A 12,061-nucleotide genomic window follows, 5' to 3' on the forward strand; every position below is an offset into this window, starting at 1 on the left:
CTGGAATGGTACGGAGCTGGCTGTGCAGCCGCAGTGGATCGTTTTCCGAACACCGCCGCGGTCACTGGGAGACATCTTCGCGGAGTGGGCTACTTCAGTCTGATCAGCTGGGTTCCGCTCGGCTTGTACATGGGGTTGGCCGGGTTGGCGGTCGCGACCTGGAAGGGTTTGCCTGCGTTGTCTACGGTCTTGTTGCCGGAGTACTGTCCGTCGGTCCAGCCGATGTGCAACCTGTAGGACACCGTGTCGTTGGAGGGCACTTCGGCGCAGATCAGCAGCAGCTCCGTGTCCGTGTCGGTGATGGTGTAGGGGAACTTCAGTGGTGTCGTCCGGATGTCCTCGCCCCAGATCTTTTTCGGATCGGCGTTGGAGCCGGTGATCTTGGGCGGATCGGCGTCCAGATCGATCTCGGCCAGCCGCCCTATGGTTTCGCCACCACATTGGCCGCTCACGGTGGTGCCGGTGCGAGGGCCCGGCCGGCGGTCGACGACCTCGGCGGTCAGGCTGGTGATGGTCACCGGTGCCGAACTCGTCCCCTTCAGATCGAGCTGGACCTGTCCGAGGCGGAAGCCGGCCCAGGGGATCGCCTCCGCGCCGTCGTGGTCGCGCACCCACGTGGCGTAGTCGTGCGGGTCCACGGGCGGAGTGCCCAGTTCAGCTGCGGATCCGGGGAACACGACGGTGGAACAGCCCCCTCTGACAATGGTTTCGGTCGAGACGGTCAGCGCTGATTGCTGCTCGCCGCTGGCAGGTGTGCCCTGCTTCGTGGCCGAGCTCGGGCCGGTGAACTCCCACAGACCGATTCCGGTGCCCACCACGAGCACGAGCCCGCCAACGATTCCGGCTGCGGCCCAGGACTTCCCGCGCTTCGAGTCAGGCTTCGGTTCTGATACTCCAGGCGAGGAACGGTCCGGGGCGAGTCCCAGGGTGTCCTGCAGGCGGCCGGAATCCTGGTCACTCTCGGCGGCGCCGGCGCTGTCGAATTGTTCGCGGGCGACGGGCTGTGGTTCGGCGTAGGCGTTCGCGCGCAACTGTTTCCAGTGGTTCTGTGCCGCCGGCGTCCAGTTTTCCGATGCTGCCCGGTACAGGCATTCCACGACCATCAGGAACTTCACGTTGTCGCGAGGGACGGTGGGCTCCGGCTTGAACCAATCGCTGATGGTCGATGTGGAGACCGAGGTGCGTTTGTTCGAACTGACCCAACGCGAGACATCCTGCGCGGATATGTTCGACCGTCTCCGCAAGGCGCTCAGCTCGGCGGCGAAGCGCGCTCGCGCCGACCCCTGCCCTGTCTCATCCTCGTGCACCGGACGCTCTCCTCCTACCCGACTCGGCACCGACTCGATCCGACTCGGATCAGTGAGAAACCGCCGCCGACATGGGTTTTCACTCACCGTAGCCAAACCGCCGCGTTGTACAGCGTCGAACCGGTAGCGCTTCCTGTGGGGGCACCAGCCCCGACCGGCGCACGAGCACATTTCCCGCCGTGCCTGGCTCCGTTCGGGGACAACCCCACTATCGAACGGACAGCTCATGACCATCTCCACCATCGTTGTGTTCCGAATCCTGGCGGCTGTGATCATCGTGCTGATCAGCTTGCTGGCCGGAGCCAGCTCCGTTGCCCTGTCACGCCACGAGGGCGACTCCTGGGCGGTAGCAATCCGTCACGGCGGCAAGGCGTTCACAACCGCGCTCACCGTCCTGGCAATCCTGTACGGGATCGTCATCGTCGTCTCATGACCCGGTCCGAGCCTGCTGCCCAGGACAGCGTTGTTCGGCTCCTCGATGTTCACCGAGGAGCCGAACAACGGGTTCCGGAGGTCAAGAATGCGATGGGCTCCCGGAACAGAGAAGACGTTGATTCGGAGACGGGGTTCCAAGACCAACCCATCCAGCGAAGTCGGGCTGCCGCACAACGGATCTTGAAAGCGATCGTACGGATGTCCGAAGTCGTCTGCCCACGCTCGGGCTGAGTAACGCTTTTTGTCACCCGACGACGCGACTGTTCTGTGAGCAGATCGATCAGCGGACGTCTGTCTGCCGGATGGGGGCCCATAGTTGGTCGGCGGCGCTTCCTCTCGGTAAACGTCGATCTTGTGACTGGTCGACTACCCTGGATGAGATCCGCGCCCTGCGCGCTTCCGGTGCTCTGCCGAAGCCCCTGCGCGAGGAGAGCCGCCTGCGGTGGTGGATGCTGCCACTCGGGTTCGCCGGGCTGTTCTTCTCCGCGATCCTGATCTCGCACCTGGCGTCCTGGCTGCTCTGACGGACAGCCCCGGGAGACAAAGACTCCCGAGGCCGTCACGACTCCTACTGCTGGAGGTGGTGGGCCAGGAGCGCGGTCAGGGCTTCGTCGATGGTGTCCCACGGCCCGCCGCGCAGGACCGTGTTGTGCGGGTCAAGGGCTCGCCATCGCCCGCGGCGCCCGGTCGCGGTGACCTCGCGGGCGATCTGGCCGAGGTACTCCTCGCCGTCGGTGACGCGGTGGTCGCCGGTGTCCGGGTCGCGGGTGAGGGTGACCAGCTCCCGCACCGGCACTTCCGGGCGCAGCCACCGCTTCCGCCGCGACTCCGCCTGCGCGGCACGCGAACCCGACCGCCGCCTGTGCGGCGGCGCGGGTTCTGGTGCGGGCGTGGAGATCTCGCTCGCAGCGGACGGAGCGGTGTCGCGCTGCTGATGCAGAAGTTCGTCGTAGACCGCGATATCGGGCATGGGCCGCTGGTCGTCGGGTAGCGCCGGTGCGGTGTGGAGGTAGGTGTACCCCAAAACGACACAAGAACTGTGACTTGCAGCGGTAGATCGCAGTGTCCGGATCCGTGGGTACGACGAAGGGTGTCAGGGGAATGGCGGTCAATGTGTGTTGCATCGGGAGTACTCGAGATCTCCGGACGGTTCGGAAGCCGTGGGCACGAGGACGGCGGTGGTAGCGAAGGAGGTGTCGATCGCCTGCCGGATACCGGCGTGCACGTCGCGCAAACCGGTTCGGGCGACCGGGATTTCGAGCACCGAGCGGCGGCGCGTGAACCGGGCCTGTCGCAGCGCGACGTCGAGGTCATCGATGTCGACGTTCCGGTGCGCGACGCCGTAGCCGCGGCACAGGTGGGCGATGTCGAGATGCTGCGGTGTCCCGTAGATCCGTTCGAAGGTGTCGCCGTAGGGCTCGTCGCGGTATCGGGGGTGTCCCTGTTCGAGGAGCTCGAAGATGCCGCTGCCGGCGTCGTTGGACACCACGATGATCAGATTGTCGGGCGCCTGCTCCAGCTGCCCGGCCTGCAGCCCCGACGCGTCGTAGGCGAAGGTCAGGTCGCCGAGCAGTGCGATGACGGTGCGATCGGGTGCGGCCAGCGCGGCTCCCACTGCGGCACTGACGTTTCCGTCGATGCCCGCGACGCCGCGATTGGACAGCACCTCGACACCGGCGGGCACGACACTGGCCAGTGAGACATCGCGGATCGGGTTGGATGCCCCGAGCCACAGCAGGTCCCCGGCCCGCAGCGCACCGAGTACCGTGCATGCGACGCCGAGACCGGTACGGCGACAGGTGGATTCGTCGAGGGCGTGGGTCCATTGGCGGCGCACGGCTGCGTCGGCCAGTTCGAGTTCGGCGATCCACGCGGGTGCGGCCTCGCTGCGGAACACCGGATTCCGGGACAGGACTTCGATATCGGGCGCGGCATACACCCAGTCGCCGCCTCCGCCGACCAGCACGGTGCGGACCTCGGGACGGGCGAGTAGCTGTCCGACGTTGCGGTGCAGGGTCGGGCGGCCGTAGATCAGCACCTGCTCGGGCTGCACGTAGTCGAGTACCCAGGGGTGCAGGCGTTTCCGGTCGTCCACGGCGACGGTCGGCTCTGCCATGCAGGGCAGATGCGGTGGCAGGCAGGTCGGATCGGCGCCGTCACCGGCGATGACCACTGTCGAGCGGCTCAGCTCGACCTCGTGTGAGGGCGCGGGAACCGGGCTCGCGAGTTCGGGCATGCGAATCCATGGTGCGCCGCCGGGTCGTCCGCCGGGGCAGTCGTTTTCGGCTGTCGGCGGTTGTCCGGAGGACAATGGGACGTCGATCTGTACCGGACCGGGACGCCCGACCAGCCGCCCGGTGCCGATTCCCAGCGCGCGGCACACCTGTGAACGCAGGACGGCGTTCTGCTCGGTGTCCATCGACGCGCCGGACCAGAGCTGTTGCACGTGCCGAACCTGCGAGGCAAGCAGACCGGTCTGTTGCACCGTCTGCGACACCCCGGTGCCCAGCGCCTCCGGCGGCCGATTCGCGGTGACCAGCACCAGCGGCAGGTCCGAATAGTTCGCCTCGGTGACCGCCGGCAGCAGGTTGGACACCGCGGTGCCCGATGTCGTCACCACGACCGCTGGAATGCCGGTCGCCTTGGTGATCCCCAACGCCACGAAGGCCGCCGACCGCTCGTCCAGCCGGACCTGCAGCTCGATCTCACCGGCCCGCGCCCGCCGCGCGAGTTCGAATCCCAGCGGCCCGTTACGTGAACCGGGACAATAGACGAACCATTTCACGCCGTTGCGGACGAGTTCGTCGATGACCACCGAAGAAATGACCGATGGCATCGATCGATGAAGTGAAGAACTGCTCACAGAAGACTTACCCCGACGCTGTCACTGCTACTGGTCATCCAACCGGCGCCGGACGGCCCGTCGAGATCGGCTTGCATGGTCGGATGCTACTTCCCTCGACGTGCAAATCTTCGGTCACCCCAGTTTGGCCACTCGACTGGGCTCGGACGTCGGCTATGCAAACCAGATGCTGGCATCAGTTGACACAAGTGAGCTCTCATAGCGCATACCGCGCTGACCGAACCGGCCAGCGCGAGCGCTCTGAAGCGCAAGGGGCTGAGATCATCTCACCGGGTGGTGAGGGCCAAGTCCGCCGGATCCGGCGGTAAGCCCGCTACCGCAGATAGTTTCGCGAGTCAGCACTGTCTATGCGGTGCATCCGCCCAGGTCGGTGTCCGAGTTGTCGCACATAGTGTGCGGCTATGCGCGGTCGTAACTCGCTAGCGCCGGATTTCTCAGATTTGGGCTGGCCGCTGGAAAAGCACCTGGTCAGAGCGTTGCCTCGTTGGCTAGCGCCGGATTTCGCGCCGATGGACCTCACGGGCCGTGGTGTGCCGATCAGTGACGTGGGTGTAGGTCGACAGGCCCTGATCGGCGAAGAAATGCGGGACCGTGCGGGCAGTGGTCGAGATGCCGCGGGTCGGGAACCACTGTCCGTCGCTGGAGGACAGGGTGCCGCCGCCGAAAGTCGCGGTGAGCGGCAGCCTTTGGTGGTAGTCGATGATCGCCAGGTTGGCCGCGTGCAGCGTCTTCTTCCGCACATACCACGTCCCCGGTGCACAGCCCGTCACGCAAGTCGAGCAACACACGGCTCCCAATAGTGCCGGTAGGCGGTGGGATCGCCGGAGCCGCGGGCCTGCTTGAGGTAGCCACGCCACTTGGCCGGCACGAACCCGGTCGGAGCTTCGTCGAACACCTTGCGGTGGCCGGTGGCGTTCAGCTCCAGCATCGCCACCGCGATCAGCAGCTCGGTCGCCGCAGTACCACCGGCGAACCCGACGCTCGACAGCACAGCCGGGGTGAACTGCCGCAGATAGGAGTACGAAGTACTCAAGGCGGCCAGATGCCCGTGATCACGCGGCAGCCGGGGCTTGGCCTGTGCTATCGCCCGTAACCGTTCCCACCCGATCCGGTCGCCACGGATCAGGCCGCCGATCTGTTCATCGGCACTCTGTACGTCGGTGACTATCGCCAGCAACTCGTCCAGCAGGGCTTGCCGGTCCTCACCGGAACGGCCGCGTTCGGCCAGCTCGTCTTTCATCGGCGTTCGGCGGCGCCGAATTTCGCCGAGATCGCCTGATCGAACAACGCGACCACCTCATCGAGCACATCGGCGGCCGACTGCGCCAGCACCGTGAGCAGGATCGGATGCCGCCGCTGCGGATCCCGCCGCTCCTGCGCCTGGCTGGTCATCCGCCGGCCCATCGTGGCCAAAAACCGGCGCCGCGCTCGGCAGGCAGCACCGACATGTCCAAACGGTCCGCACCCAGGGTGCGCAGGAACCGGAGCTTGTCGGCCTCGGCCTTCACCGCCGCAGCGGACGCCTCCACCGGCCCGGCCGCAAGCCACCGCAACCGCGACATTGTCAGCGAGACATCGGTGACCAGCAACCCGTCCGGCTCCGCGCACCACTTCGGGGTGAGCTCGTGCGCCAGCCGGTCATAGGTTTCCCGCTGGGCCTGCTCACGGGCGTGAGCGTCGTGCTCAACAAGTACCACCGGGCCCGCCCGGATCACCTTCGCCGAGATCAGATACTCACACGCCAGCCGGAACAGCAGCGTCGGAGAATCGTGTTCCATCGCCCGTGCCAGCAGGAACTCGTCCAGCTCCTTCAGCTCCATCGTCCCTGGGCCCCGCCAGCCCAGATACTGGGCCACCAGACGCAGGTGATCGGTCCGTGTCTGTGCTCGATGTCCGTGGGAACCGATCACGCCCGCATCGACATTCGGCTCAGCAGCCAACCGGGCTACCGCCACCGGCGGCGCCGTCGACTCCTTGTTCGGCACGAACCCCAACCACGGAAGCGTGCACAACGCCACTGCCAAACCCAGCCGCTCCGTCGGCCCACGCCCCCCGACCTGGCGTGAGGAACGCGATATCGGCCGGGTGAGCCCGAAGAACCGGTACAGCTCTTCGCGGCTGATCTCCGGGAACTCCCGCAGCCGCGTCAACTTTCGTCCGCGAACACCCGCGTTCGCCCCGAAACCCGACCTCCACCACGCCGACCAACCCCATCAGCGCCAAGCCAAGCACTACCGGCCCAAATCCGCACCCTGAGCACGAAACCAGCTCGCTACCAGTCCAGAACCCCGTTCATTGTTCCGCGGTCGCACCGAGGACCTCGGTCGATCCGTGTCGTGGGGGGATACAGGCCGGTCAGTCGCTGCATCCGCGCCACCCGGGCTCGGGCTACCCAGGGTCGCGACCGAGATCCAGCTGCAGCGGCGGCGGGGGAGCGGTCCGCGGGTTGCGCCAGTGGCGCCGCCGGACCTGTTCTGTCGGTTCGGGTTCTGGCGGCGGAGTGGTCGGGTGCGGGCCTAGCAGGTCGGCCAGTGTGTCGGAGTCCAGCTCGGTGTCGGGTATCCGCTCGCGTGCGGTGTTTCGCAGGGTGCGGGGTGAGATGACCAGGCCTTCCTGGGCACCGATCTCTTGGACGACGAAATGCAGGCCGCGGCCGGTGAGCGCGGTGGGTTGCTCGTTGAGGTTGAGGAACAGCGCCGATACCTGTCGGCCTCCGAGCAGCGCGCGGCGGCGCTGCAGCCAGCGTCGTTGTACCGTGACCGTTCCCGGCCGCAGAGGCCGCCAAACGGGCTCGCCGTCCGAACGTCGACAGCAGAGCTGCCCGGTGTTGTGTCTCGGGTCCAAGCGCAGGTCGGCCGCAACAAGGGCAACCAGTTGATCGACAGTCGGCCCGACATCGAGAATCAGTGCCGCCAAGGCGATATCGCGTTCACTACGGCTGGCAGCGCTGCGCAGCACCGCACTGTACTGATGCCGGTCGAGGACCTCCAGTGGACGCTTGCCGGGCTTAGGCCGTGGCACGTTCAGTCGCGTGGTGAAGCCCAGCCAGTAATAGAACAGGTCCACCGCCCGGAGCATCCCGCTCACGGTCGACTCGGCGAGCCCGTGCTCGACCAGCTCCGCGTCACGGTACTGTCGAACGGCCCGACGTCGACCCTCGTCATCGGCGAATGCCTCGGGATGGGTGATGCAGCCGGTCTCTATCTCGAATGCGTTGTCGCTCAGCCAGTTCAGGAACCCCCGAACGTGGCGGTAGTAGGTGGCTCGCGTACCTTCCGACAACAAGCGGTCGCCGATGTAGCCACGTGCCAGGTCCTGTGAAAATCGCTTCAGCGCTTCATTGTTGGCCGCCGGTCCGCGCTCGCACAGCACGACTCGGGCAATGACACCACTGCTTGCCATGGTGACCGGGCCTCTCTCTTCGCTGCCAGGTGGTGACACCAGGATGGCAGGGCGTGCCGACACAAACGGCAGACAAATTTTTACAGCAGTATTGAAGCGCTGCTGTAAAAAAAGCTAGGCTGCAGTCGTCCTTTCAAACACCTGGACCGGCTGGGTTGCGATCTTGGTTCCGCCTGTGCGCCAGACCGGGTCACGCATTCCCCGGTAGATCGTCATCGGTGCGTGCTCGAGCAGGTGGCCGTCGTAGGGGTCGGGGAAGCCGGCGAGTATCCGGTCGCAGGCGTTGGTGATGCGTTCGCGCTGTTCGAGCCACAGCAGCCAGGCGCGGAGATCGGCGGGTTCGAGACCCCGCAGGAGCTTGCGGCGTGCCGCAAGCCGCGCCTCCTGCTCGGCGACGTTCATCTCTCGGAACCAGCGGCGCTGAGCCCACATCGAGCGCAGCAGCTTCGCCGGCCGCGTGTTGCTGGTGGCCAAGCGCTCTCCCGGACCGAGCTGGGCCAGCGCGTCGTTCAGCAGCGCCCACACCTTGCGTTCGTAGCCGTGCCGGCGGTCCGGTTTGGCGGCGTTGCAGCGCCCGCGGGGAGCCGTCGGGGAGGGGGTGCTATAGCTAATGGGGGAGTTTTCTGAACGGGCGCGCTGGATCTCGGTTTCGACGAGCGGGGTCACCGCGAAGGTGTCGCAGCTCTTGGCTCCGCCCCCGTACCGCCGTGCGAAGACCAGCAGGCCCGCCTCGATGGCGGCGTCGCGGGCGCGGCGCACGGTCTTGTCGTCCAGCCTGGTGGCCCGGGCCAGATCCCGGATGCTGATCGACCCGTCGCGGGTCACCAGGATCGGTGCCAGGTGGTAGAGCACGGTCTTGATGCCCTGCATACGGTCCCGGCGCATCCGCGTGCCGACGAGCAGACGGTCGGCGGCGTCCAGGCCGCGGCGCACCTGCGCGATCCGGTCCTCGATCTCCGGATCCCGCTGTACCGGCACCTCATCGATGCGCCGTCGGCGCGGGTGATCCTGCACGGCCTCCTGCAGCGCCTTGCACCACAGCGGCTTCCACCATCGAAATGTGACCCGCGCGAACCGGGCGGGGCAGGCCTCGAGTACCGCCTGCCAGGCCTCGGCCTCGGACAGGCCGTTCTCGGCGGCGGCGATGGTGACCGCGGGCAGCCAGATGTAGCGTCGCCACCATCGTTCGCTGCGTTGGGATTTCGTGCCGGGACCGCTGATCAGTTTCCACGCCTGCGCCCCGGTGTAGCCCGCGCGCGCTATCGCGCACGAGCGCCCGTACTCGGCCGCCGAGCGGCTCGAGTCCCCGCCCCGATTGCGCGTCTTCCGGACACTCGCGCGGACAACGGACTTCGCGCGAGTGCGCGGGGGCACCGCGGCCGCGACGACAGCCGGGGTCAGGGTGCAGCTGATCACCGGACTCGGCAGGCCCCGCCGATGCGGCGCGGTCAGTGTCCGGATCACCTGGCCGGTGCGGTCATCGACAGTGATGCCGAGCTTCTTGCTCAGACTCGCACACACCCGCCCCCACGCCTCAGCCTGCAGCGGTGTCCGGGTGGCCGCGTACACGTGCCATCCGCCCGGCCGCCCGGAACGCCGCGTGACGTACTGCAGCCGATGCTCCACACACCAGGCGACCAGTGCCTCGGCGCACACGTCACCCAGCACCGCCTGGTCCGGGTCGGGGTCGATGTCGGCACCCAGCATCCCCGGATTCAGGTGGCCGGCCAGCGTGCATGCCCGGCCCGCCGCGACCGCGTCGCGGGCGTCGGTCAGTGTCTTGACCCATCGGATCTTCTGGTTGTCGGCATCGATCAGCAGCCACTTGCCGGTGTACATCGCCTCGTCGAGCGAGGCCAGGAACTCCGTCGTGGCGGCGTCATAGGTACCGATGGTGTTTTGCGTGTGCTGCTCCGCGCTCTCGCGCGCACATGCGCTGAGCAGTGTCATCCCAGGCGAAATCGACACGGACGGCGTGTCGTTCGCGACAGGGGTGGAATCGATATGAGGGCGTGCGCTACCCTCGGACCTGCATCCCAATGCAGCCTCCGCGGTAGATGGTGGCAACGCGGCTGACGAGTTCCCGCTCGTCCCCGCCAAAGTTTTGGGGCCCAGAGTGTTCCCGCACTCTGGCCTTCGTCTTCTAACCGTCCAAGCCTCCCTTCCCGGGGAGGAGTCTGACGGGTTGCCGTGATGCCTCCGTTTAGTTGGCCCATGTCGTAGCGGTAGTTAGTTCTGGCGTGATCTCCTCACGTATTCGATCGGTGAGGTAGAGAGCACTCTGGTTCACGCCTCCTTGGTTAGTTGACGAACGAAGTCCGTCGCACGGGCGATGGAGGCAATGGCCAGGCAGCCGTGGGCCTTACGTAGCGCAATGGGCGGCCGAATTGGCGACGGCCGATCTGACGCACTGAAACCTGCCCATGCTCCGATGCGCAGAATTCGTGGCGGCTCGACGGTGCCATACAGAAACTGCCCTCAGCGCTGTCAACAAGCGCGATATGACTCATTGGTTACCCCGCAGGGGGAGATCGACGTGGCTCGCACTGTCGGGTCGCGCTGGTCGACAGTTTGCGACACTCGCGCGTTGCGTGGTCCTTGGGGATGAGGACATGCGATATCCTCAGAACTGTCCATGGACGGTCCTCTCGTATGGTTGTAACTTCACACCTCGTTGGTTGCGACTCCGTGAGGGTGAAGATGCGGCCGGAAGTGGACGGAGGTCGAAGCGGGCGGCATCCCGGATCTACGACCCACCCGTGAAGCTCTGGCCATCGGCCAGGGCTTCACGGTTTCTGGCGTTCTATGTAGTTGGCTTTATCAAGCTGTTATGACACGACGGCAAGGTCTCCCAGATCCAGGATCTGCTGGGATGCCTTCGGACTCGCCAGTTCTGGCCGGTTTGCCTTGAGGCAAATCCAGTCCGACAGGAACTGGTTAGCACTGGTGTAGCCGTGCTCCCTCGCGAGCTGCTGGAGGTCAATCTCCTCAGGCCAACGGAGCTTGGTCTCACTGCGATCTCCGAGCGACTTGCGACCAACTCGACCACCGGCATTTTTGCCTCGGGTTGCGCGGCCCTGAGCCTCTCTGCCTGCCATCTTGCCCCTCCTTGCCAATTCGCCCCGATGGTTCTTGGGGACAACAACTGCGATCCTGCCGGGCACCCGTCGCTTGGTCGAGCAGACACGCCGACTTACATGCAAGTTCTTGTACCCAAAAACATAGCCGCCCATCAGCTCTCGATCAAAGCGGCCAGGACTGTCGGTCGCGCTGCCGCAAGCGCATTCGACCAGGACCTCCGCGAATGCGCTCTGGTGCTGGGGTAGTGGAAGGCTGAAGTGATAGACAGAGGCTCGACTCTGGGCTGAAAGCTCTTCGTCGCATCAGACGCTAGGGCCTCGATCGCCGCTGTACCCAATGCACCTGTCGCGCAGTCGGCATCGCAACCATCGGGCAGGCCCGATGGTTGCGGATATACATGGGCAATCCTCTCAGTGCGGAGCCAACGGCGCACGGATCCGTCCGGCGCCACCGGGCGATGCCTTCTGGTGGTGTTGGACAGATCGGGTCGAGGCCGGCCGCGGGAGTCATGAAGCGAGCAGCGTCGAAGCCACCAGGCAAGGTGCCAATTCAGGAATCCTGACAGTGCTGCCGCGCAGGCAAATTGGTCGCGATGGTAGGCGGCAAGCATCAGGGCAGCACTTGCGCTCATCGAAACACCGACGACCCCGGCGGTCGTCGCGGCCGCGGTGCCCCCGCGCATGCGCTGCGTCAGGCCTGTCCGAGCTTCGCAGCGCCTCGCTTGGTGGTGAACAACTCCGGCTATTTGCCAAGCAACGTCCACCCCTGCTGCTGGTAGATGTGGCCCATCCCGCGGAGCGCGTCGACGTGCGGCCGGTGGTCAGCGGCCTGATCGGACCTGGTCGCGAGGGTGAGGCGACCGGTGATCCAAACTTACATAACTCGATTTGAAGGACTTTGTGTCACAATCTGTTTCGTGTCTACGTTGTCCTACCGCAACACTGTGGCTCCTTCGGGGTCGCAGCTTGGGGTG

13 protein-coding genes are annotated in these 12,061 nt (G+C 66.0%); 2 read left to right on the plus strand and 11 right to left on the minus strand.

The window, feature by feature from the left end; genetic code table 11:
• Positions 1 to 89 precede the first annotated feature (89 nt).
• Positions 90 to 1,550 (minus strand): hypothetical protein, encoded by a 1,461-nt coding sequence (locus ACWEKS_RS38345; RefSeq protein ID WP_452344624.1) that lies wholly within the window; start codon positions 1,548 to 1,550, stop codon positions 90 to 92.
• Here ACWEKS_RS38345 and ACWEKS_RS38350 point away from each other — a divergent pair.
• Positions 1,534 to 1,740, plus strand: a complete 207-nt coding sequence (locus ACWEKS_RS38350) for a hypothetical protein (RefSeq protein WP_452344625.1) — start codon at positions 1,534 to 1,536, stop codon at positions 1,738 to 1,740. The genes ACWEKS_RS38345 and ACWEKS_RS38350 overlap by 17 nt on opposite strands.
• A 304-nt stretch (positions 1,741 to 2,044) precedes the next feature.
• The gene (locus tag ACWEKS_RS38355; RefSeq protein WP_452344626.1) at positions 2,045 to 2,266 is read left to right on the plus strand and encodes a hypothetical protein; all 222 of its coding nucleotides are present in this window, start codon (positions 2,045 to 2,047) and stop codon (positions 2,264 to 2,266) included.
• A 44-nt stretch (positions 2,267 to 2,310) separates the two neighbouring features.
• Here the strand turns inward: ACWEKS_RS38355 and ACWEKS_RS38360 are convergent, their stop codons facing one another.
• From ACWEKS_RS38360 to ACWEKS_RS38405, 10 genes are all read right to left on the minus strand, one after another.
• Positions 2,311 to 2,766 carry a hypothetical protein gene (locus ACWEKS_RS38360; protein ID WP_452344627.1) on the minus strand — a complete coding sequence of 152 codons (456 nt, stop codon included), beginning with the start codon at positions 2,764 to 2,766 and terminating at the stop codon, positions 2,311 to 2,313.
• Positions 2,767 to 2,850: 84 nt separating this feature from the next.
• Positions 2,851 to 4,578: a 2-succinyl-5-enolpyruvyl-6-hydroxy-3-cyclohexene-1-carboxylic-acid synthase gene (gene menD, locus ACWEKS_RS38365; RefSeq protein ID WP_452344628.1), complete on the minus strand. Its 1,728-nt coding sequence runs from the start codon at positions 4,576 to 4,578 to the stop codon at positions 2,851 to 2,853.
• Between the two features lie 515 nt (positions 4,579 to 5,093).
• Positions 5,094 to 5,345: a Tn3 family transposase gene (locus tag ACWEKS_RS38370; protein ID WP_452344629.1), complete on the minus strand. Its 252-nt coding sequence runs from the start codon at positions 5,343 to 5,345 to the stop codon at positions 5,094 to 5,096.
• A 26-nt stretch (positions 5,346 to 5,371) separates the two neighbouring features.
• Positions 5,372 to 5,845 carry a hypothetical protein gene (locus ACWEKS_RS38375; RefSeq protein ID WP_452344630.1) on the minus strand — a complete coding sequence of 158 codons (474 nt, stop codon included), beginning with the start codon at positions 5,843 to 5,845 and terminating at the stop codon, positions 5,372 to 5,374.
• Positions 5,842 to 5,997, minus strand: a complete 156-nt coding sequence (locus ACWEKS_RS38380; protein WP_452344631.1) for a hypothetical protein — start codon at positions 5,995 to 5,997, stop codon at positions 5,842 to 5,844. Before ACWEKS_RS38380 ends, ACWEKS_RS38375 begins: the two co-directional genes overlap by 4 nt.
• The gene (locus tag ACWEKS_RS38385; RefSeq protein ID WP_452344632.1) at positions 5,994 to 6,755 is read right to left on the minus strand and encodes a DUF4158 domain-containing protein; all 762 of its coding nucleotides are present in this window, start codon (positions 6,753 to 6,755) and stop codon (positions 5,994 to 5,996) included. Before ACWEKS_RS38385 ends, ACWEKS_RS38380 begins: the two co-directional genes overlap by 4 nt.
• Before the next feature lie 238 nt (positions 6,756 to 6,993).
• The gene (locus tag ACWEKS_RS38390) at positions 6,994 to 7,977 is read right to left on the minus strand and encodes a hypothetical protein (protein WP_452344633.1); all 984 of its coding nucleotides are present in this window, start codon (positions 7,975 to 7,977) and stop codon (positions 6,994 to 6,996) included.
• A 144-nt stretch (positions 7,978 to 8,121) separates the two neighbouring features.
• On the minus strand, positions 8,122 to 9,957 hold the full coding sequence (locus tag ACWEKS_RS38395) for a hypothetical protein (RefSeq protein ID WP_452344634.1): 1,836 nt from the start codon (positions 9,955 to 9,957) through the stop codon (positions 8,122 to 8,124).
• 878 nt (positions 9,958 to 10,835) lie between these two features.
• Entirely contained in the window at positions 10,836 to 11,105 is a 270-nt protein-coding gene (locus ACWEKS_RS38400; protein WP_452344635.1) for a hypothetical protein, read from the minus strand.
• 134 nt (positions 11,106 to 11,239) lie between these two features.
• A complete protein-coding gene (locus tag ACWEKS_RS38405) occupies positions 11,240 to 11,770 on the minus strand; it encodes an alpha/beta hydrolase-fold protein (RefSeq protein WP_452344636.1) in 531 nt (176 codons plus the stop codon).
• Between the last annotated feature and the right edge of the window lie 291 nt (positions 11,771 to 12,061).

It is taken from the genome of Nocardia sp. NPDC004711, assembly GCF_053601595.1.

Bases quoted from the DNA above. Each gene is read 5' to 3' on its own strand.
- ACWEKS_RS38395 (WP_452344634.1), bottom strand. From the start codon at position 9,957: ATGACACTGCTCAGCGCATGTGCGCGCGAGAGCGCGGAGCAGCACACG.
- ACWEKS_RS38355 (WP_452344626.1), top strand. From the start codon at position 2,045: ATGGGGGCCCATAGTTGGTCGGCGGCGCTTCCTCTCGGTAAACGTCGA.
- ACWEKS_RS38400 (WP_452344635.1), bottom strand. From the start codon at position 11,105: ATGGCAGGCAGAGAGGCTCAGGGCCGCGCAACCCGAGGCAAAAATGCC.
- menD (WP_452344628.1), bottom strand. From the start codon at position 4,578: ATGCCATCGGTCATTTCTTCGGTGGTCATCGACGAACTCGTCCGCAAC.
- ACWEKS_RS38375 (WP_452344630.1), bottom strand. From the start codon at position 5,845: ATGAAAGACGAGCTGGCCGAACGCGGCCGTTCCGGTGAGGACCGGCAA.
- ACWEKS_RS38380 (WP_452344631.1), bottom strand. From the start codon at position 5,997: ATGACCAGCCAGGCGCAGGAGCGGCGGGATCCGCAGCGGCGGCATCCG.
- ACWEKS_RS38405 (WP_452344636.1), bottom strand. From the start codon at position 11,770: ATGCGCGGGGGCACCGCGGCCGCGACGACCGCCGGGGTCGTCGGTGTT.
- ACWEKS_RS38345 (WP_452344624.1), bottom strand. From the start codon at position 1,550: ATGGTGGAGATGGTCATGAGCTGTCCGTTCGATAGTGGGGTTGTCCCC.
- ACWEKS_RS38350 (WP_452344625.1), top strand. From the start codon at position 1,534: ATGACCATCTCCACCATCGTTGTGTTCCGAATCCTGGCGGCTGTGATC.